General features: G+C 61.7%; 16 protein-coding genes and 2 pseudogenes. 1 reads left to right on the forward strand and 17 read right to left on the reverse strand.

Annotated elements, in window-relative coordinates:
- Positions 1-515: 515 nt before the first annotated feature.
- From WKW82_RS23715 to WKW82_RS23775, 14 genes and pseudogenes are all read right to left on the reverse strand, one after another.
- Positions 516-1,682 carry a hypothetical protein gene (locus tag WKW82_RS23715; RefSeq protein WP_340344796.1) on the reverse strand — a complete coding sequence of 389 codons (1,167 nt, stop codon included), beginning with the start codon at positions 1,680-1,682 and terminating at the stop codon, positions 516-518.
- 9 nt (positions 1,683-1,691) lie between these two features.
- A complete protein-coding gene (locus tag WKW82_RS23720; protein ID WP_340344797.1) occupies positions 1,692-2,045 on the reverse strand; it encodes a hypothetical protein in 354 nt (117 codons plus the stop codon).
- 87 nt (positions 2,046-2,132) lie between these two features.
- Entirely contained in the window at positions 2,133-2,555 is a 423-nt protein-coding gene (locus WKW82_RS23725) for a hypothetical protein (RefSeq protein WP_340344798.1), read from the reverse strand.
- On the reverse strand, positions 2,555-2,998 hold the full coding sequence (locus WKW82_RS23730; protein WP_340344799.1) for a hypothetical protein: 444 nt from the start codon (positions 2,996-2,998) through the stop codon (positions 2,555-2,557). Before WKW82_RS23730 ends, WKW82_RS23725 begins: the two co-directional genes overlap by 1 nt.
- A 148-nt stretch (positions 2,999-3,146) precedes the next feature.
- Positions 3,147-3,821 (reverse strand): calcium-binding protein, encoded by a 675-nt coding sequence (locus tag WKW82_RS23735; protein WP_340344800.1) that lies wholly within the window; start codon positions 3,819-3,821, stop codon positions 3,147-3,149.
- A 96-nt stretch (positions 3,822-3,917) separates the two neighbouring features.
- Positions 3,918-3,977, reverse strand: a pseudogene (locus tag WKW82_RS40660) (hypothetical protein); the annotation flags it as partial.
- Positions 3,978-4,012: 35 nt separating this feature from the next.
- Positions 4,013-6,817 (reverse strand): annotated as a pseudogene (locus WKW82_RS23740) (calcium-binding protein); the annotation flags it as partial.
- A 26-nt stretch (positions 6,818-6,843) separates the two neighbouring features.
- Positions 6,844-8,688 (reverse strand): hypothetical protein, encoded by a 1,845-nt coding sequence (locus WKW82_RS23745; protein ID WP_340344802.1) that lies wholly within the window; start codon positions 8,686-8,688, stop codon positions 6,844-6,846.
- A gap of 143 nt (positions 8,689-8,831) precedes the next feature.
- On the reverse strand, positions 8,832-9,269 hold the full coding sequence (locus tag WKW82_RS23750; RefSeq protein WP_340344803.1) for a hypothetical protein: 438 nt from the start codon (positions 9,267-9,269) through the stop codon (positions 8,832-8,834).
- Positions 9,270-9,573: 304 nt separating this feature from the next.
- Complete coding sequence (locus tag WKW82_RS23755; protein WP_340344804.1) at positions 9,574-10,440, reverse strand: hypothetical protein; 867 nt, start codon at positions 10,438-10,440, stop codon at positions 9,574-9,576.
- A gap of 93 nt (positions 10,441-10,533) precedes the next feature.
- Positions 10,534-12,057: an HlyD family type I secretion periplasmic adaptor subunit gene (locus WKW82_RS23760; protein WP_340344805.1), complete on the reverse strand. Its 1,524-nt coding sequence runs from the start codon at positions 12,055-12,057 to the stop codon at positions 10,534-10,536.
- On the reverse strand, positions 12,054-14,306 hold the full coding sequence (locus WKW82_RS23765; protein WP_422823563.1) for a type I secretion system permease/ATPase: 2,253 nt from the start codon (positions 14,304-14,306) through the stop codon (positions 12,054-12,056). Before WKW82_RS23765 ends, WKW82_RS23760 begins: the two co-directional genes overlap by 4 nt.
- Positions 14,307-14,521: 215 nt before the next feature.
- Entirely contained in the window at positions 14,522-16,078 is a 1,557-nt protein-coding gene (locus WKW82_RS23770) for an AMP-binding protein (RefSeq protein WP_340344806.1), read from the reverse strand.
- A gap of 93 nt (positions 16,079-16,171) precedes the next feature.
- On the reverse strand, positions 16,172-16,600 hold the full coding sequence (locus WKW82_RS23775; protein WP_340344807.1) for a DUF2541 family protein: 429 nt from the start codon (positions 16,598-16,600) through the stop codon (positions 16,172-16,174).
- Positions 16,601-16,733: 133 nt separating this feature from the next.
- Here WKW82_RS23775 and WKW82_RS23780 point away from each other — a divergent pair, with 133 nt between their 5' ends.
- The gene (locus WKW82_RS23780; RefSeq protein ID WP_340344808.1) at positions 16,734-17,546 is read left to right on the forward strand and encodes a transporter; all 813 of its coding nucleotides are present in this window, start codon (positions 16,734-16,736) and stop codon (positions 17,544-17,546) included.
- A gap of 62 nt (positions 17,547-17,608) precedes the next feature.
- On the opposite strand, the gene WKW82_RS23785 is transcribed toward WKW82_RS23780, so the two are convergent.
- The 3 genes from WKW82_RS23785 to WKW82_RS23795 form a co-directional block, all read right to left on the reverse strand.
- The gene (locus tag WKW82_RS23785; protein WP_340344809.1) at positions 17,609-19,006 is read right to left on the reverse strand and encodes a class II fumarate hydratase; all 1,398 of its coding nucleotides are present in this window, start codon (positions 19,004-19,006) and stop codon (positions 17,609-17,611) included.
- Positions 19,007-19,192: 186 nt separating this feature from the next.
- Positions 19,193-20,167, reverse strand: coding sequence for a tripartite tricarboxylate transporter substrate binding protein BugD (locus WKW82_RS23790; protein WP_340344810.1), 975 nt, complete (start codon positions 20,165-20,167; stop codon positions 19,193-19,195).
- Positions 20,168-20,213: 46 nt separating this feature from the next.
- Positions 20,214-21,629: a cation:dicarboxylate symporter family transporter gene (locus WKW82_RS23795; protein WP_340344811.1), complete on the reverse strand. Its 1,416-nt coding sequence runs from the start codon at positions 21,627-21,629 to the stop codon at positions 20,214-20,216.
- Positions 21,630-21,635: the final 6 nt, after the last annotated feature.

Genomic DNA, 21,635 nt, shown 5'->3' on the forward strand with positions numbered 1-21,635 from the left:
GCGATGCCGTCAAATCCCACCTCGCGCAGTGTCGAATTGGCAAACAGGTTCAGCTCGATGAGGTCGGTGATGCCGTTGCGGCTGTCGGACGTGATCGCCGCGTCCACTTTGCTCGCCAGCGCTGTGGTGTCGAAGTGCACCCCGGCCTCATCCACCATCAAATCGATTGAATCCAGGTAGGGTTTGAGTCGGGTCTGCACCACCAGCGCCACGTACACGCTGTCCTTGAGCGCGTCGTATGCCTGGTTGATGAGTACCGCCTGCTCCGCGCTGTAGCTCACCACAAAGCTGCTGCCGCTGGAGCGCACCCACTTGTCCAGAATGGTTTGTCCGTTGAACTGCTCTAGCGCCGTCATCTGGGCGTACAGAGCGGGGTTGTTTTGCGCGAACTGTTCGATAGCCGTGATGGAGCCCGCCCCAGCCGCCGGATTGGCCAGTGTGCGATTGGCCTGGAGGCTGGTGGGCATCGCGCTGGTGGCGCCCCAGCTTTGGATCAGGGCATCCAGGCTGGCTTGTTACTGCGCCTTGGTGGTGCCGGCGGCGAACTGCGCCAGTTGGGCCTGCAACGCCAGTGCCTGTGCGGTGCCCAGGCTCATGGCCGGCCGCAGATCCCGCACCGCGCCGCTGCCGGTCATCTGCGGCAGGGCCGCGGCCTCGGTGCTGACGGCCGGGTCGTCGGTGAATTCGCGGTAGAAGTTGTTGTTGGCCAGAAGCAGGCTGCCCGCCATGTGGGCCGTGCCGCTACTGCCGACCGTGCCATCGGCCTTGGTGAAGCTGCCGCTGAAGGTCTGGGTGTTGCCGCCGCCCAGGTTCACGTTGCTGCCGGTGCCCGCCACATTGATGCTGGCCACGCCCAGGTCCGCAAAGCTGAGCAGCTCATTGGCTTGGCTGACACCGTCCTGGTTCAGGTCTTTCCAGAGCTTGACGCTGGAGAAGGCGACGTCATGGCCATCGAACTTGCCGTCGGCCACGCCGTTGGCGTCGGCATCCAGGTCGGCCAGGGCTTCAAAGCCGTTGGCGGCGGTCTGCCCTGCGCGGGCACCGTGGGTGAGGATGGTGTTGTCGCCGAACAGTTCACGGCCGGAGTCGATGGTTCCATTGCCATTGAGGTCGCGCACCACGATGGCTTCGCCGGAGGCGATCCAGCCGGTGGCGGTCTTGGTGCCGTCGCCGTCCTGGTCGAAGAGGATGGGGGCATTGGGGTTGATGCCGCTGGTGGTGATGCCGTTGCCGTCCAGGTCCAGGACCAAGGGGTCGCGGCGGGGGGCTACCCAGTTCAGGGCGTTGGTGACAAGTGTGTTAATGCTACTTAACAGCGTGGGCACCATTCTGAGCGCCTCATAAGCGCCATAGACAGCCAAGAAACCACCTACAGCAGCACCGAGTGGCAGGCCGACAATTGCCCCGATGGCTACGGCGGCGAGTTCGATCCCGCCGAAAATCAGGGCGCCCTCGGCGAGGTCTTTCAGTCCATTGGCCACGATCGCATGTGCCTTATCGGGGTCGCCCTCTTGCTCCGCTGCAACGGCATTGGTCGCAATCAGCATCACCGCCATGACCATCCCCACGGCATTGGCACGGCTGAGTCCTTTGTTTGCCATTTCCAAAGCAATGGGATCACCGCCCAATCGGGCACGTTCGACAGCTTCTTTTTGATAGCCGACAACATGCTCATTGGCCAACGCCGCATTTTACAAGGCAACTTCGTTGGCTGCCGTTTGAGGAATCTGCAAAGTGGAGACGTAATTACCCGCAAGCTCTGGCGGCAAGGTCTTGCCCAACTCTTGCAGCCCCAGTTTGTCAAAATATTCCGAGCTGCCAACATCCCTCACAGTTCCGTTAACGTCCATTGCAACTTTGAGGTTGCCGGTTTGTTGTACCGAAACGCTGGTGATGTAGTCGAGTACTACCTTGTCTGCGGCGGCTACATCCGCCACCGTGCCGCTGGCAACCAAATCGACCTTGAGACGATTCAAATCCTCGACTGAAACCCCGACAACACGCGCGTCTGGATTCTTCAATAGCGCTGGAATTTCACTTTGCACCAGGACGCCGCGCTCAAATGTCCCCTCGGGCGCAAGAATGCCAAAAATGCCCTTGGCTTCTCCTGCATATTTTGCCGAGCCAACGTCCTACATGGATGTTGAGTTGATCCGCTCGCCTGTAGGGGTTTGACCGTAAAGAACCTCGTTATATCGCGCATCCATCTCTACAGCCAACGCCGGTGTTACGGTGGTCGCACCTGCTTTGGCAAGTATTTCGTTGCGCACTGCAAATTGGAGTTCCCTGCGACACTGGTCGTATTGCAACAATCGCCCCACTTCGCTATCGGCAACGGTAAATACTTTACCTTGGCTGGTCTCAGCTATTTTGATCGCTGCTTCGCCGGCCTTGGTGGTCGCATTTATATTGCCGGTGTAGAGCAGCTGCACACTCTCAGAGGTAGCGCCTATTACTGCGCCAGACATACCTTTGACGAGATTAATTAAAGAGTCGACGGTTTTATAGTCTGCAGTACCAACTAGCCCGTAGGCAGTAGAATAAACCATAGCCATTACAGATCTCCCTCTTGGAATTCCGGAGTAATGGCATTCAACAAATCATTGCCTGGATTTCCATCATTAGGGCCCAAGCCCTGACGACCAAACACTGCAAACGCAGCTGTTAATTCCTCCTTAAATTCAATCGAGGGGATGGTGGTAGGTGATGGGCCTCCAGGAAAAATCACCAAATTTCCATGAAAATGGCTCTGTAGATTAAACTCTTGAAGCACGCCTTTGAAATAGAACAAAAAACCTGGTCCAACTTCCTGCCATGGTTTGACGGGTGCACCAAGCAAATACATGTTGCGTGATCGGTCTATCGCCCAGTTTAAGTCTTGGTTATTTTTAAAATACTGCTCATTGAGAAGCGACAATGAAATAGGTCTGTTGGGCTCCGCGTCACGTAGAATTTTTTCAGCATCAATAGGCTGTATCTTTTCAAGTACGTATGTCATGGTTATGTTTCTCTTTGAATTCTTGAAACTAGTGAATCAGCAAACGGTCTGATGAATATTTGTCGCAATTGGCTTGGTCGTCCAAAAGAGTACTCGGGCCTTTGCTGTCACTGACAGGTCGTCCGAGAACTCGCGGTGGACGTGGCTGTTACTGCCAGTTCGCCGCCAAGCTCGACGCGTAGTTCGCAGGCAGGGTGGTCTGCCCGGCCGCAGGCGGCGCAAAGCCCGCCATAGCGCTGACCAGGTTCTGCACCTGGCTGTCGAGCAAGGTATGCCCGTCGCTGGTCTTGAACTGCTCCACGTGGTATTGGCTGCCCAGATACCAGTTGCTGAGGGTCAGTTTGTCGTCGGTCCCGATGAGGCTCACTTCCAGGTTGTTGCCGACCTGACGGAACCACAGCTGGTCGGTGGCAATATCCGCGCCGAACTGCGCCACGTCGGTGTTGCCTGTCGTGGCGTCGTTTTCGGTCACGGTGTCGACCCCGTAGCCGCGACTGAACAAGTAGGTGTCGTTGCCGGCCTTGCCGTACAGGTAGTCGTTGCCCCCCAGCCCGTTGATGGTCTCGGCGTTGAGCGTGCCGATGAGAGTGTCCGCCGCCTCCGAGCCTGCGTAGAGCTTGGCCTGGATCGCGGCCAGGTCCCAGGTCGTGCCGTCGGCAGAGCGGATCTGCTGCAGCGGGTTGTACGCATTGGCCACGTTGTCCTGGTACAGGACGTTGGCGAACGTAATCTGATCGGTGGTGCCGTTGATCTTGATAATCACTGCAGCGCCCGAGGTGCCCAACGTCACGTCGCTGACCGCCACCCCCGCCTTGAACTGCAAGACGTTGGCCTTGCCGGCGGCGGTATCGCTGATGGCGGAGACAAAGTCCTGCCCGTCTCCACGCCCGAACAGGTAGGTGTTGTTGCCCAGGCCACCATAGAGGGTGTCGTTGCCCGTGCCACCGTCCAGTGTGTCGTTACCGTTCTCACCCCGGATGCTGTCGTCGCCCGCCCGCCGTCGATCACATCATCACCACTGCGGCCATAGATATCGTCGTTGCCACCACCTCCGGAGAGGGTGTCGTTGGTGGCGTAACCTTGCAGGTTGTCGTTGCCAGCCGTGCCGGTCAGCACCATGGTTTTCATGGCTGCCACCGTCCACACCGTGTCTGCTGCATCGGTGAAGCGGATCTCCTCGACCAGCGAGCTGTTGACGGCATCGTTGGCAAAGTAGTTGCTCACCCGCACCTGGTCGGTGGTGCCGGCGATCTTCAGCACCAGCGTGTCACCATCCCGACTGGTCACCACGTCGGCCACCGCCACACCGGCCTTGAAGACCAGCCGGTCCACATTGCCAGCCGTGCTGTCGGTGTCGATCACGGTGTCCTGGTCATCGCCCCGGCCGAACAAGTAGGTGTCGTTGCCGCCATCGCCGTAGGCCGTGTCGTTGCCCGCGCCACCGTCGAAGGTGTCGTTGCCGGTCAATCCGGAGAGGGCATCATTGCCGGCGCCGCCGAGCAGCGTGTCGTTACCGCTCTCACCCCGGATGTTGTCGTCGCCTGCACCGCCATCGATCACGTCATCGCCCTCTCGGCCATAGATGTCGTCGTTGCCGCCGAAGCCATTGATTACGTCAGCGGCAGCTGTACCACTCAAGGTGTCATTTCCCGCAGTACCAGACAACACCAAGGATTTCACGTCGGCGACGCTCCATACGGTATTGGGTGCATCGGTGAAGCGGATTGCTTCGATCTGCGAACCGTTGGTGGCATCGTCGCGAAAGTAGTTGGACACCTGGGTCTGGTCGCTTGTGCCGCTGATCTTCAGCACCAGGGTGTCACCATTGCGGCTGACCTGGACATCGGACACCGCAACACCTGCCTTGAAGATGATCTGGTCGACGTTGCCGATGGTCGTGTCGGTGTCGACGATGGTGTCTTGGCCATCGCCCTTGCCGAACAGGAAGACGTCATTGCCGCCGTCACCGTACATGATGTCGTTGCCCGCACCACCGTCGAACGTGTCGTTGCCGGTCAATCCGGAGAGGGCATCGTTGCCGGTGCCACCGAGCAGCGTGTCGTTGCCCGCGCCACCGTCGATCACGTCATCACCGTCCCGTCCATAAATGTCGTCATTGCCGTCCAGGCCGTTCATGACATCCGCGCTGGCAAAGCCCGTCAGATTGTCGTTGCTTGCGGTACCGGTCAAGATCAAGGTTTTTATGTCAGCAACGGTCCACACAGTGTTCGGGGCATCGGTGAAGCGGATCTCTTCGATCTGCGAGCGGTTGGTCGCATCGTCGGTGAAATAGTTCTGTACCCGCGCTTGGTCAGTGGTACCGGCGATCTTCAGCACCAGCGTGTCACCGTCCCGACTGGCCACCACGTCGGCCACCGCCACGCCGGCCTTGAAAACCAGCCGGTCCACATTGCCGGCCGTGCTGTCGGTGTCGATCATGGTGTCCTGGCCGTCGCCCCGGCCGAACAGATAGGTGTCGTTACCGCCGTCGCCGTAGGCCGTGTCGTTGCCCGCACCGCCATCGAAGGTGTCGTTGCCGGTTAGCCCGGAGAGGGCATCGTTGCCGGCGCCGCCGAGCAGCGTGTCGTTGCCGCTCTCGCCCCGGATGTTGTCGTCGCCCGTGCCGCCGTCGATCACATCGTCGCCGTCCCGGCCAAAGATGTCGTCGTTGCCACCCCACCCGTTGATCACGTCCGCACTGGCAAAGCCAGTCATGTAGTCGTTGCCCGCGCCACCAGTCAACACCAAGGCCTTCACGTCAGCGACGGTCCAGACCGTATCCGGTGCATCGGTGAAACGGATCTCCTCCACCTGCGAGCCATTGGTCGCATCTGTGTTGAAGTAGCTCTGCACCTGCAACTGGTCGGTGGTGCCGTTAATCTTGAAGACGAGTGCATCGCCGTTCCGGCTGACCTGCACATCCGATACGGCAACACCCGCCTTGAAGATGACCCGGTCGATGTTGCCGACGGTCGCGTCATAGTCGATCACGGTGTCCTGGCCATCACCCCGGCCGAACAGGTAGGTGTCGTTACCACCGTCGCCGTAGGCCGTGTCGTTGCCCGCGCCGCCATCGAAGGTGTCGTTGCCGGCCCCACCGGACAGGGCGTCATTGCCGGCGCCGCCGAGCAGCGTGTCGTTGCCGCTTTCGCCCCGGATGTTGTCGTCGCCCGCGCCGCCGTCAACAACGTCGTCGCCGTCCCGGGCAAAGATGTCGTTATTCCCCGCATTCCCCAAATAAATCTCTGCAAAGTCCGTCCCCGTCGCCGAGCCCTGCAAGACATGCAAGCTGGCCAACTCCGCCAGCACCGGTGCATTCACAGGCAGCGCCGCAATCTGCGCACGCAGCGTCGCGATGCCGTCGAAACCGACCTCGCGCAGTGTCGAATTGGCAAACAGGTTCAGCTCGATGAGGTCGGTGATGCCGTTGCGGCTGTCGGACGTGATCGCCGCGTCCACTTTGCTCGCCAGCGCTGTGGTGTCGAAGTGCACCCCGGCCTCATCCACCATCAACTCGATTGAATCCAGGTAGGGTTTGAGTCGGGTCTGCACCACCAGCGCCACGTACACGCTGTCCTTGAGCGCGTCGTATGCCTGGTTGATGAGTACCGCCTGCTCCGCGCTGTAGCTCACCACAAAGCTGCTGCCGCTGGAGCGCACCCACTTGTCCAGAATGGTTTGTCCGTTGAACTGCTCTAGCGCCGTCATCTGGGCGTACAGAGCGGGGTTGTTTTGCGCGAACTGTTCGATAGCCGTGATGGAGCCCGCCCCAGCCGCCGGATTGGCCAGTGTGCGATTGGCCTGGAGGCTGGTGGGCATCGCGCTGGTGGCTCCCCAGCTTTGGATCAGGGCATCCAGGCTGGCTTGTTGCTGCGCTTTGGTGGTGCCGGCGGCGAACTGCGCCAGTTGGGCCTGCAACGCCAGTGCCTGTGCGGTGCCCAGGACGGCCGCAGATCCCGCACCGCGCCGCTGCCGGTCATCTGCGGCAGGGCCGCGGCCTCGGTGCTGACGGCCGGGTCGTCGGTGAATTCGCGGTAGAAGTTGTTGTTGGCCAGAAGCAGGCTGCCCGCCATGTGGGCCGTGCCGCTACTGCCGACCGTGCCATCGGCCTTGGTGAAGCTGCCGCTGAAGGTCTGGGTGTTGCCGCCGCCCAGGTTCACGTTGCTGGCGGTGCCCGCCACATTGATGCTGGCCACGCCCAGGTCCGCAAAGCTGAGCAGCTCATTGGCCTGACTGACACCGTCCTGGTTCAGGTCTTTCCAGAGCTTGACGCTGGAGAAGGCGACGTCATGGCTATCGAACTTGCCGTCGGCCACGCCGTTGGCATTTGCATCCAGGTCGGCCAGGGCTTCAAAGCCATTGGCGGCTTTCTGGCCCGCGCGGGCGCCGTGGGTGAGGATGGTGTTGTCGCCAAAAAGATCACGGCCGGAGTCGATGGTTCCGTTGCCATCGAGATCGCGCACCACGATGGCTTCGCCGGAGGCGATCCAGCCGGTGGCGGTCTTGGTGCCGTCGCCGTCCTGGTCGAAGAGGATGGGGGCATTCGGGTTGATACCGCTGGTGGTGATGCCGTTGCCGTTCAGGTCCAGGACCAAGGGGTCGCGGCGGGGAGGCACCCAGTTGAGCGCACCGCTGAACAATGAATTTACGGCGCTCGATATGGCTTCACCAAAACCTATGCCAGCTTGATGCCCCCAATAAGCGGCGAGTAGACTAGTGCCGAGTGCGCCAATAATTCCAGCGCCAATACCGATAGGGCCAAGGAGCGCGAGCGGTACCAAAAGCATCGCAGCGCCTTCAAATGCAAGTCCGCCCGCAGCCATAGCACCCACCGTGCCCAAACTCCAATCGCGGACGATGGTTTGGGCTGTAATGGGATCATCCATGTCATAGGCCTCTTTAGCGCGAATGGCGGCTTCAGCTGCGGTGAACCCTAAAGCAAATGCGCCCAACACACCTAAACCCGCCTCGGTTGCACCAATACCTCGCCAAAAGGTCTGGTTGTTGGAAACGGCATCCATTGCACTACTCAAGCTACTAAGTTCGCCGAGTTGCGACTTGGACAAGGCGCCCATCAAATCACCCAAGCTACCTATCGTGGCATCGGCCGGTATCGGCTTGGCGGCTGCCGGGTCTCCCAGCAGTTTGGCCGCGTCCACCCACGTAATATTTCCAGATGCATCTCGAGCGATGTCGATTCCACCGAGTTTTTCGCGCGAGATGAAGGTTGCCAGGTCGCGCGCTGCGGTCAGCGCATCGCCGGGCTCGATGCCAACCCGAGTCAATAAATCCCGAAAACCAATAAATGCTTCCCGTGAGACGCCCCACAAGTCGGTCGCCTTGGGGTCGTTCAGAAAAGTTTCAAACTCAGTTTGCGCCCACACGCGCGACGGGTCTGCAAATGGAGTGATGGAGCGCACGGAGCCTTCGGCTCCATCTACAAAGTTCTTGGAGCTGGTGGCCCACAAGCTGCTTTGTGGATCGCCGCCAACAAAGTCGTAGGCAGGAGTGCCGCGGATATCCGGATTGCTTCCAAAAACCGTGCTAACGTGTTGCTTAAAGATATCGCCATTTAGAAACTTTGCCAATTCAGTGTTGCCAATCAGTCTTGCATCAGGACTGTTCGCTTTAAGCCAGTTGACAACGTCTGAACTCCCAATTCCACCTGCAACAGAACCACTGTAGGTCACTGTTACTTTTCCTGAGGCATCAATAGAAAGCTGATTAACAAGATTGCGAAGAGCGCTGGCACTGGAACATTCTTCCGGGTTATAGAAAATAAGTTGATTTGCTTGCGCTTCGGTGCGGCGATAGACATTATTTTCTTTCCCAGTTAAAACCTGAATTCGATGGTGTAGTTTTTTTCTTGACCAAAGACTCCACGGGAACCACGGCAGACTCTTGCTTCCTTCAGCACATCAAGCACTTGTGCGCGCCCGGTAGAAAATCCATTCGGCAAAATTAACTTGGGCAACTCCAGAATCATGTGCGTACTGTTGCGATCAGATCGTGAGCCATCCACGGTTTCCAGATCAGCCTTGATCACGGCACCATCCCACCACAGCACATAGGTCTCTACGTGGCGATCCTCAAATTGACCATACGCCGTGACATAAAGCAGGAAGATGTTTTTTGACCTGTCTATAGTCCAACCCAAAATGTCTTCGATAGTAGTTGCAGGCGCATTGATGCCTTCTATATTTTTGATAATCCTCTCAATATCATATTTATTAAAATCTTCAGACGATATTCGTTCGTTCACAAAAGGCATTAACTTTACTCCTTGAGGTTTTTTTAATAGATTAGAGAAACTGATGACAAATTTTCAATTAAGATCAAGTTGCTGAACCGAAAGAGTTTTGCAAGCCTCGCTTCCAACGCCCATCAATGCTGTGCCTTTTAGGTACTAAGCGCAGATGCACCAGTGATCGTATCCCCGCACGCGACGCCCGCGTAGCGATAACCCTGATCGCTCAGCGCTTGTTAAATATCCAGAACACGCACTAAATTGAGCATGGATTTATGCGAATCGATTTGTTGTCGCGTCAAATTATTTGGCATATTTCCTCCTTCAATTAGTTATTTTTGAAATCAAGAATCACTCTTCTTATGGACGATTGAATCAGTCTCCAATTTTCCAGCTGCCCTCTGCGGTAGAGGGCGGAAACTTTAACCCTCAACGGTAGTCTCAAATAGAAATATTGCTGACAAAGAGCGCCATCGTGCTGGATGTTGCTGCATTCGATGTATGTTTCAACCTTACCCGTCTTCTTGTCCAGAAAGACAAACACGTCCTGATCTCGCATATCCTTGCCGTAAGATCCAGTCTTCGGATCCTTGAACCTTTTGGATGGATCCACCGATACTGGCGTGTAAGCATCAAGATCGAATTTCTTTCCCGGTAGTTTTTCATATTGGAAACCCGGATCATCATTCATTCGCTCAACACTGCGCTCCAAAAATTTTCCATCGCCAAAGTATGAGCCAGCGATAATGGAAACACTGATCCACGGGGTCGTATATCTTGAGTATTTTTTTCGATCTTCATTCGCCTGCTCGCGATCCATGACCAAGAATTCTGGAGATCGAACAAAAAACCCCAGACTGCGCAGTCCCATTTCTGCAGTTCTATTGGCGGCAGGAAGTTCTCGTTTTTCTCCAAAGCCCGGATCTCCGTCGTATTCGACACCGTCGACAAAGTTTCGAGGAAATTTCACCGGCAGCCCGCCCAAATTTCCAACAACCTCCTTCGAATCGGCTGATAAAGCAAATCCGGCAGGAAGAAGTGGGCGGCCCTGATATTGATCAGTCGCCCCTTCCTTCTTACTGAAAAAATAATATGAGACTACTGCGAGTGCGAGCAGTCCAACGACAATAGCGACTCGCACACCCCCGGCAAGATATTTCGAAGATTTGTCTTTTCTATCTCTTAAAATATTCACGATTGGTGCTTTTTATCCATTCGCCCTCCTAGCGCTCTCGATTTACCGTTTCAATTAAATTATCTATTAAAATTCTTCTTGACGATTTTTCATTCATCGCTCCCTTAAACTTTCGCTTGTAGCCCTCTGCACCGGACTCAACAAGAACTCAATAACCCGCCGCTGCCCCGTCTTGATCTCCGCCGTCAGGTTCATCCCCGGACTCAGCTTGATCCGCTTGCCATCCACGTCGATCGTGTTCCTCTCCAGGCTCAGCGTCACCGGAAAGATTGCCCCGCGCTTCTCGTCATTGACCGCATCAGCCGTGACCCGTGACACCTTGGCCTTTACCGTCCCGTAGCGCGTGTACGGGAAGGTCTCCAGCTTGATCTCCGCCTCCTGCCCTGCGACGACGAAGCCGATGTCCTTGTTCTCCAGCGTGACCTCCGCAGTGACGTTGGCGTCGTCGGGCACGATCACCATGAGGGGCTGTGCCTCGGTCACCACGCCGCCTTCGGTGTGCGCGGCCAGTTGCTGCACGGTGCCCTTGACTGGCGCTGTGAGCGTGGTGAGCTTTTCGCGTTGCGTGGCCTTGGCGTATTCCTGCGTGCCCTGGCTGCGTTTGAGGTCGGCATTGGCCTCGCGCTCGCTCAGGCCGCGTTGGGTTTCGGCGAGGTAGGCCGACCGGGTGTTCTCGCTTTCGCGGAGCGTCGCCTGGGTTTCCACGAGGTGGGCGCGCTGGGTGGCCAGGTCTTGCTCCAATTCGATGCGCTCGCGCGTGCGGTCCTGGTTGGCGTGGCTGGACATGAAGCCCTGGTCGGCCAGTTGCTTGAAGTCCTTCTCGCGCTGGCGGGCGATGGGCACGGTCGCTTCGAGCTTGGCGACCATGGCGCGCACGGTGGCGATCTCGGCCTGGCGGCGGGCGATCTCGGAACTGGACTTGGCGAGCTTGGCCGTGATGTCGCTCCACTCGGCGGAGAGCTGGGCCTTGGCGGCGCGCAGGTCTTCCGGGGTCCAGCCGGAGGGGATCGCTTGCGGAGGCAGCTCGGGCGCGCCGCGTTGCGGGCCTGCCAAGGCGATGCGCAAGGCGCGCGTGCGAAGGGCTTCGGACTGGGCCGACTTGAGCTGCTCGTCGACATTGGCCTTGTCGGCGCTGGCGCTGGTGGGATCGAGTTCGACGAGTGGCTGACCCGCCTCGACGCGGTCGCCATCCTTCACCAGCACGCGCTTGACGACGCTGCGCTCCAGCGGCTGGATGAGCTTGGTGCGCTCGCTGACCTGGATGCGGCCGGGCGCGACCGCGACGATGTCGACGTGGCCGAAGATGGCCCATGCCAGGGCGAAGAGGAACAGCGCGATGAGCGCAAAAGCCAGGCGCCTTGGCGCGGGGTGCAGCGGGGTGTCTTGCAGGCTCAGGGCGGCGGGGAGGAAGGCGGCTTCGTCGGCAAGGCGGCTGGGGCCTGCGAGCTCTTGGCGGTGGCGCCAGGCGGCTCGGAAGATGGCGGTGTAGCGGGCCAGGAGTTCGCGTCGAGGGCTTGCGCGTGTGGCTGGCGCTGATGGGATGGAAGCGCTGCTGCCCTCACCCCCGCCCTCTCCCGGAGGGAGAGGGAGTGGATGCGAATGCGGGGTCGTGCTCATGGTGTGGCTCCCTGGGCATCCGTCGTGGGGCGCATGCCGGACTGCATGGACCACAGGTGGGCGTAGATGCCCTTGGGCTTGCTCAGCAGCGCGTCGTGCGTTCCCCCTTCGACGATGCGGCCCCTGTCCATCACGATGATGCGGTTCGCGTGGCGCACGGCGCTCAGGCGGTGGGCGATGATGAAGACGGTGCGGCCCTTGCAGATGTGGGCCATGTTGCGCTGGACGATCGCTTCGCTCTCGTAGTCGAGCGCGCTGGTGGCCTCGTCGAAGATCAGGATGCGGGGCTGGGTGAACAAGGCCCGTGCGATGGCGATGCGTTGCCGCTGTCCGCCGGAGAGACTGGCCCCCTGCTCACCAACCATGGTGTCGTAGCCCTCGGGCAGTTCGCTGATGAACTCGTGCGCGCCGGCCAGTTGCGCGGCGCGCATCACGGCTTCCAGCGGCGCGGCCGGGTCGACGATGGCGATGTTCTCGCGCACGCTGCGGTTGAACAGCAGGTTCTCCTGCAGCACCACGCCGACCTGCCGACGCAGTTGCGCCGCGTCGATCAGGCTGATGTCGATGCCGTCGACCAGCAGGCGGCCTTGCTCGGGCGTGTACAGCCGCTGGATCAGCTTGGTCAGCGTGCTCTTGCCGGAGCCCGAGCGCCCGACGATGCCGATGACTTCACCGGGCCGCACATCCAGGCTCACGCCCTGCAGCACCGGGTTGGCTTCAGGCCGGTAGCGGAAGCTCAGGTTGTCCAGCGTGACGCGGCCCTTGAGCGCGGGCAGTTGCGCTGCGGTGCTGGGCGGGACTTCGGTGCGGGTGTTGAGGATGTCACCCAGCCTGGCCATGCTGATGCCCGTCTGCTGGAAGTCGGTCCACAGCTGCGCCATGCGCATGATCGGCCCGCTCACGCGCTGGGCGAACATGTTGAAGGCGACGAACTGGCCGACCGAGAGTTCGTTGTTCATGACCAGATGCGCGCCATACCAGAGCGTGGCGGCGTTGACGAGCTTGCCGATGAGGCTAACGCCCTCGTGCGCCCAGCTCGCGAGGTTCTGGGTCTTGAAGCTGGCCGAGACGTACGCCGCCAGCTGGTTGTCCCAGCGGCGCGCAAAGGCGGGTTCCAGCGCGGTGGCCTTGACGGTCTGTATGCCGGTGACGGCCTCGACCAGCATCGCCTGGTTCTCCGCGCCGCGTGCGAACTTGACGTCCAGTCGCTTGCGCAGGATGGGCACGACCGCCAGGCTCAGCCCGAAGTAGAGCGGCAGGCTGACCAGCACGATCAGGGTCAGCGGCACGCTGTAGAACAGCATCACGGCGATGAAGACGATCGAGAACACGACGTCGAGCAGCACGGTGAGCGCATTGCCGGTGATGAAGCTGCGGATGTTCTCCAGCTCGCGCATGCGCGCCACCGAGTCGCCGACGCGGCGGGCCTGGAAGTAGGCGAGCGGCAGTTGCACCAGGTGGCGGAACAGCCGCGCGCCCAGTTCCACGTCGATGCGATTGGTGGTGTGGCTGAAGACGTAGCTGCGCAGGCCGCTGAGCAGGCTTTCGAAGGTGACGACGACCACCAGGCCGATGACCAGCACGTCGAGCGTGGTGATGCCGCGGTGCACCAGTACCTTGTCCATCACGACCTGGAAGAACAGCGGACTGACGAGTGCGAACAGTTGCAGGATGAAACTGATGAACAGCACTTCGCCCAGCAGCTTGCGGTGCTTGACCAGGCTGGGGATGAACCAGGAGAAATCGAATTTGGCGAGCTCGCCGGTGAGGCTGGCGCGACTGGTGAAGAGGATGAGCTCGCCAGTCCAGCGGGCGGCGAAGGTGTCCATCGGCTCGACGACCGGGCGGGCCGAGCCGGTGGACGGGTCTTGCAGCAGCACGCGTTGGGCGTCGCATTGGGCGAGCAGGACGATGCGGTCGGCACCGGCTTCGGAGCGGACCACGGCGAGCGCGGGCAGCGGCGTGAGCGGCAGGCGATCCATCGAGGTGCGCGAGAGCTTGGCCTTGAGGCCGAGTTCCTTTGCGGCGCGCAGCAGCGTGGTGGTGTCAACCGCATCGCTGGGGGTCAGGCCGAGTTGATGCGCGAGGGTCGCCGGGTCGGCCGCGATCTGATGGAAGCGGGCGATGGTGCAGAGCGCGGCTAGCGACGCGTTGACCGTGACAGATGGCGCCTCAGGCGCCGGCCTTGGGGACGCATTCGCGCCCAACATGACAACGGGCGCTTGCGCGCCCGTGGATTCGTGACTCATTCCACTCCCTTGACCACTCTGGATTGGCCGGGACGATACATCAAGTCACAGGAAATCGCCGCCGGAAAACCCGCGATTTCTCACCCCGATGGGCGAGTCAGTCGAGCGAATTGCAATTCGTTTGAAGGAATGTCAAATAAGTCTTTCCAAGCGCGAATCGACAGGCCCACCCGTCACGCGCGCAGGGTGCGCGGAGCAGCATCGGCGGCGACGCCTCAAGCCACGTTCCGCTCCCTCAGTTCCCGCCGCAAGATCTTCCCGGAGGGCGACTTCGGAATCGCATCGACGAACTCCACCGCGCGCACCTTGGCATACGGCTCCACATGCCCGGCCACATGCGCCATCAGCGCCTCGTCGCTGACATCGCCCCGCTTCACCACGAAGGCCTTCGGCGCCTCGCCCGTCTCCTCATCCGGAATGCCGATCACCGCCGCATCCGCCACCGCCGGATGCGTCAACAGCACCGACTCCAGATGCGCCGGCGCGACCTGGTGCGCGTTGACCTTGATCAGCTCCTTGAGCCGGTCGACGATGAACAACTCGCCGTCGTCGTCGATGACCACCACATCGCCCGTGTGCAGCCAGCCGTCGGCATCGATGGTGGCATCGGTGGCCTGCACGTTGCCGAAGTAGCCGCGCATGACGGTCGGCCCGCGCACGACCAGTTCGCCGCGCTGGTTCGGGCCCAGCTCCTCGCCGGTGGCCGTGTCGAGCACGCGCGCCTCCATGTTCGGCAGCAGGCGGCCGACCGCGCCTGGCTTGGCGGGATCGCCATCGCGCCGGCGTCCGCTCACGGCCAGCGTGCATTCCGACATGCCATAGCCCTGCCGCACCTCGACGCCCATGCGCGCGCTGGCCTCGTTCTGCAGCGCCTCGCCCAGCGGCGCCGCGCCGCTGTTGATGAACTCCACCGACGACAGGTCGTATTTCGCCACCAGCGGATGCTTGGCCAGCGCCAGCACGATCGGCGGCACCACCATCAGCGAGGTCACCCGGTGGCGCTCGATGAGTTGCAGGAACTGCTCGAAGTCGAAGCGCGGCATCGTCACGCACGCGCTGCCGCGCATCACCGTCATGCAGACGAAGGCCAGCAGGCCGTAGCAATGGAAGAAGGGCAGCACCGCCAGCGACTTGTCGTCCCTGCGCTCGCCGAACAGGGTTTCCAGCTGCGCCAGCATCGCGACCATGTTCCGGTGCGTCAGCATCACACCCTTGGCGCGGCCGGTAGTGCCGCTGGAGTACGGCAAGGCGATCAGGTCGCGGGCCGGGTCGATCTCGACCTTGAACGTGTCCGCCTCCTCGGCCACCAGCGCAGAGAAGGGCGTCGCGCCACCGGCCTCGCCGAACACGAACACCTCCTCGACGCCCGCCGCCTTGGCCGCCTCTAACGCGACACCGATGAAGGGCGGGATGGTCAGCAGATAGCGTGCGCGGCTGTCGCCGAGTTGCTCGGCCAGCGTCTCCGCGGTGCACAGCGGGCTGGCCGTGGTGACCACACCACCGGCCATCGCGACACCATGGAAAGCCACGACGTATTCCGGCAGGTTGGGGCAGAAGATGCCGAAGACATCGCCCTTGCGCAGGCCACGCTTCAGCAGTGCGCCGGCCACGCGCCGGGCCATGCCGAACACCTGGCCGTGGGTCAGCGTGCGGCCTGTGGGGCCATCGATGAAGGCGGTCTTGCTTGCATGGGCCGCCAGATCCCTGAAGACGTGGTCGCCGACGGAGCGGTCGGGAATGTCGATGTCGGGCCAGGGACTGCGAAAGATCATGTCGGCCTCCTCGGCGCGGGGGCGCTGGGGAGGGACTTTACTGCCGACGGTGCCGCCGCCTGGAACTTTTTACTACCTCATGCAAGGGATGAATCAGGCCATCCCGAACACCGTCACATCCGCCCTGCCGTTCAGCAACTCCTTGGTGTCGTACCAGAAGTCGATCCGGCGGACGCTGCGCTTGCCCGCGCCGCGCAGGTCGATCACCCTGCTCTCCCCGCCGCGCGGGATGTTCTGCCGCACTTCGATCTTGTCGGGCGCTCCGTTGTCGTAGGTAACGACCAGGCGGTAGAGGTTCAGCGAGGCGTCCGTGACCTTGAACTTGATGCGGCGGAAGTTGTCGAAGGGCCCGGCCACCACGATGCCGTCATGGTCGATGGTGTGGTTGGCATGCGTGGTGCCGATCAGGCGCCATTGACCGGGCGCTCCCGCGTGCGGGTGCGCGACTTTCTGCGCCAGGGCCGGCGTGGCAACAGTTGCCAGGGTCAGTCCACCTGCAATCATCACGTTGCGTCGCTGCATGGTGTTCTCCGCTTGTGGGGACAGCACACTAGCACTCGCAGCCCGCAGGCGCCACCCTTGCCGACTGCCCCAGAGTGCCATTGACACGCCATCGGGCTTGGGCTGTCATGCCTTGCACTTGAAGGACCTGCGAATGAACTTCCGACCCGGTTCCGTGGCCTCCACGGCATCTCTCGCCCTGGCCGCCCTGCTCGCCGCGCCGGCCGCCAACGCACAGGACGCCGAGGAACTGGCGAAGAAGCTGTCCAACCCCGTCGCCGCGATGATCAGCGTGCCGTTCCAGTACAACTACGACCACCGCTACGGCTCGGACGACTCGGGCCACAAGAACGTGTTGAACGTGCAGCCCGTGGTGCCGATCGAACTCAACGCGGAATGGAACGTGATCAGCCGCACCATCGTGCCGATTGTGAGCCAGACCAACATCCAGCCGGGCACGAGCCAGTGGGGGCTGGGGGACATCACGCAGAGCCTGTTCTTCTCGCCCAAGGCGCCCGGCCCGGGTGGCCTGATCTGGGGCGTTGGGCCAGCGTTCTACCTGCCCACCGGCACCGAATCCGCACTGAGCGCGCGCAAGTGGGGCGCCGGCCCGACGATCGTGCTGCTGAAGCAGGACGGCCCCTGGACCTACGGCATGCTGGCCAACCACATCTGGGCCGGGGGCGGCGACTCCAACCGGCCCAACATCAGCAACACCTTCATCCAGCCCTTCCTGTCGTACACGACAAAGGACGCCTGGACCTACGGCGTCAATACCGAGTCGACCTACGACTGGAAGAACAAGCAGTGGTCAGTGCCGCTCAACCTCACCGTGGGCAAGCTGATCAAGGTGGGCAAACAGCCCATCAGCCTGACCGGAGGACTGCGTTACTGGGCCGAAAGCCCCGACACGGGGCCGAAGGACCTGGGCTTTCGGTTCGTGGTGACCTTCCTGTTCCCGAAGTGATTTGGGGACCGCACGCGACCCAGGCCTGATGAATGCCCGGGGCGTGAGGCCCGGAAGCGAATCTATCCACCGGCCATCTTGCGAGCGTCGACGACGCGGTCATAGGTCTCGCCATCGATGAGCCCCATCGACAACGCGGCCTCCCGCGGCGTGATGCCTTTGGCCACGGCCTCCGCGGTGATCGACGCCACCTTGTCGTAGCCCAGCAGCGGATTCAGCGCGGTCGCCAGCAGAAGACTGTTGGACACATTGGCGGCCAGCCGCGCTTCATCGACTTCGATGCCCCGGATCAGCCCCGTCGCAAAGACGCGCGACGCGTCTGCCAGCACACGAATCGACTGCAGCAGATTCGCGATCAGCACCGGCTTGGCCACGTTCAACTCGAAGTTGCCCGAGGCATTGGCCATCGTGATGACGGCATGGTTTCCCACCACCTGCATGCAGGCCTGCGCCAGCACCTCGGCGATGGTCGGGTTGCGCTTGCCGGGCATGATCGAACTCGTCAGCCCGTCGTCCGGGATCTTCAGTTCGCCCAAACCGGCGCGCGGGCCGGAACCGAGCCAGCGCAGATCGTTGGCGATCTTGATCAGCGAGGTCGCGATCACGTTCAATGCGCCCGATGCTTCCACCAAGGCGTCGTGCGCCGCCATGCCTTCGAACTTGGACGGGTTGGGCGTAAAGGCATGGCCCGTCAGCGCGCGCAGTTCCTCGCAGAATCGCGCATCGAAATCCGCTGGCGCGTTCAACCCGGTGCCGGCCGCCGTGCCGCCCTGCGGCAGGGACAGCAGGCGCGGCATCGCGGCGTCGATCCTGTCCATGCCATGGCCGACCTGGCGGGCAAAGGTGTCGAACACCTGGCCCATCGTCATCGGCACCGCGTCCATGAGGTGGGTGCGGGCGATCTTCAGCACGTCATGGAACGCGCTGGCCTTCTCCTGCAAGCTGTCGCGCAACAAGGCAAGCGAAGGCTTCAGACGTTGCGCCAGTTCGAGCACGGTCACGATGTGCATCACCGTCGGAAAGCTGTCGTTGGACGACTGCGACGCGTTCACGTGGTCGTTCGGATGCACCGGCGACTTCGTGCCCAAAGGCTGGCCCAGCAGTTCGTTGGCCCGGTTCGCGATGACCTCGTTGGCATTCATGTTGGTCTGCGTGCCCGAGCCGGTCTGCCAGATCGTGAGCGGGAAGTGGGCATCGAAGCGCCCGTCGCGCAATTCACTCGCAGCCGAAACGATCGCCTCCGCCAGCACCGCATCCAGCGCGCCGCAACGCGCATTGGCACGTGCGGCCGCCATCTTCTGCAGTCCGAAGGCATGGAGGAGACACGCCGGAAAGCGCTCCTCCCCGATGTCGAACACGCCAAGCGCGCGTTGCGTCTGCGCGCCCCAGTAGCGGTCGGCGGGTATCTCCACCGGACCGAAGGCATCGCGCTCGATGCGAGTCGCAGCAACGGCGGTCATGGTGTCAGAAGGTGTGAAGATTTCGTAGCGAGGGCACCGAGCTCGGGTCGCGGAGCGGAGCCGCACTCTCGTGCGGTGGCAACGAAGTTGCGGCAGAGGCTCACAACTGCGCAAAGCGCTTGTGATGCCGGAGCCAACACCACAGGCCCGAGATCGGTGGCCGCAGTAGAAAGATTCATACCTTCTTCAGTCCAGCGTGATGTTGGCCTTGGCCGCCACCGCTTTCCAGCGTGCTACTTCGCTCTCGGTGTGCTTGCCCAACGCTGCACCGGTGTATTGATCGGCCGGCAGCAACTGGATCGCCTGCTCCTGCATCTTGTCGGTGAAGGCCTTGTCGGTCATCACCTTCAGGTAGGCGGCCTGCACCTTGTCGAGCACGGGTTGCGGCGTGCCCTTGGGCGAATAGATGCCGTACCAGGTCGCGGCCTCGAAGCCGGGCAGCACCGTCTCGGCCAATGTCGGCACATCCTTCAGCTGCGGCAGTCGCACCTTCGAGGTCACGGCCAGCGGACGCACCTTGCCCTCCTTGATTTGTGGCAGCGCGGTGTTGGTCTGGTCGAACATGCCGTCGACCTGGCCGCCGATCACGTCGATCAGCGCCGGGCCGGCGCCCTTGTACGGCACCTGCGAGACCTTGATGCCGGCCGACGCTGCGAACAGCGCGGCGATCAGGTGCGATGTGGAACCGACGCCGGCGTTGCTGATGAAGAGCTTGTCCGGATTCGCCTTGCCGAAGTCGACCAGCGCCTTCACGTCCTTGGCCGGATGTTCCTTGCGCACCATCAGCACCAGCGGCGTGTCGGGGAAGCGGAACACCGGGGCGAAGTCCTTCACCGGGTCGTAGTTGAGCTTCTTGTAGAGCGCCGGGGCCGCGCCCATGTAGCCCATGTGGCCGACCAGCATGGTGTAGCCGTCCGGGTTGGCGCGCGCCGCCTTGGCCGCACCGACCGTGCCGCCCGCACCCGGCGTGTTGTCGATGATGATCGGCTGGCCGATTTCGCGCGAGACGCGCTCGGCGATGCTGCGCGCCATCGCATCGGTCGGGCCGCCGGCCGCGAAGGGGACGATCCACATGACCGGCTTCGTGGGCCAGGCCTGGGCCAGCGCATTGCCGGCTGCGAGTGTCAGGGCGAGTGCGGCGAGTTTCAGTTTCGAGGTCATGATGAATTCCTTGGGACGTTGGATGGGGTTCAAGAGCGGATGGGGTTCAGCGGGCGGGAGCCGGGGAGCGCATGTCGATGCCGGTCGGATGCGGGTTGCTGTCGCGCATGTCTTCCGGCAGCAGGTTGCCGTCGTCGAGTTGCGCATCGGCGGCGGCGATCTCCGGATAGCGCTCGGGGTAGAGATGGCGCTCCGCAACCTTCGGGTCGAAGGTGCCGGACCACTTGGCGACCACCACCACGGCCACGCTGTTGCCGATCGTGTTGCAGGTCGAGATGGCCATCGACAGGAAGCGGTAGACACCGAAGATCACTGCCAGGCCTTCCACCGGAAGGATGCCGGTCGAGGTCACCGTCGCAGCAAAGACGACGAACGATCCGCCCGACACCGTCGCCGCGCCCTTGGACGTCAGCAGCATCAGCAGCAGGATGCCTATCTGGTGGTCGACCGTCAGCGGCACGCCGTAGGCATGCGAGATGAACATCACACCCATCGCCATGAAGATCGAGGTGCCGTCGAGGTTGAAGGCATAGCCGGTAGGCAGCACAAGGCCGACGGTCTGCTTGGCCACCCCCAGGCGCTCCAGCTTGATCAACAGGCGCGGCAGTGCGCTTTCCGACGAGGCCGTGCCCAGCACGATCAGGATCTCGTCCTTGATGTAGCGCAGGAAGCGCCACAGGCTGAAGCCCGCGATCTTCGCGATGAGGCCGAGCACCACGAAGATGAACAGCGCAATGACCGCATAGAAGCTCAGCACCAGTTGCGCCAGTGCCACCAGCACCGCCGAGCCATTGCTGCCCACCGAATACGCCACCGCGCCGAAGGTGCCGATGGGCGCCAGCTTCATCACCAGGTTGATGAACGAGAACAGCACTTCGGAGATGTAGTCGAGGCCGCCGTTGATCTTCTCGCGACGCGCTTCCGGAATGGCCAGGATGCCGATGCCGACCATCACCGCCAGCACCACGACCTGCAGCAACTCGCCCTTGGCAAACGCGCCGACGAAGTTGTCCGGCACGATGTGCATCATGAATTCGAGAAAGCCCTGCGGCGCCGCGGCCTTCACGACCGGCGCTGCCGCACCGCCCGCCACCGTGGTCATGCCCTGGCCGATGCCCAGCAGGTTGCCAGCCAGCATGCCGACGCACAGCGCGATGGTCGAGATCACCTCGAAATAGACGATCGAGCGCCAGCCCACGCGCCCTGCACTCTTCACGTCACCGGCCGACGCGATGCCATGCACGATCGTCAGGAACACCAGCGGCGCGACGCCGGCCTTGATGAGCGACAGGAACATGTCGCCCAGCAGCTTGAGTTGCGAGGCGAACTTCGGGAACACGAAGCCGACGACGATGCCGAGCACCAGCGACACCAGCACCTGCATCCCGAGCTTGCGGTACCAGGGGAGCTTCTTCGCCGGAGGCGGCGCAATGGGCGCGGTGGGTGCGAGGGTGGGAGTCATGTTGTC

This window comes from Variovorax rhizosphaerae (assembly GCF_037889975.1).
GTDB lineage: Bacteria > Pseudomonadota > Gammaproteobacteria > Burkholderiales > Burkholderiaceae_C > Variovorax > Variovorax rhizosphaerae.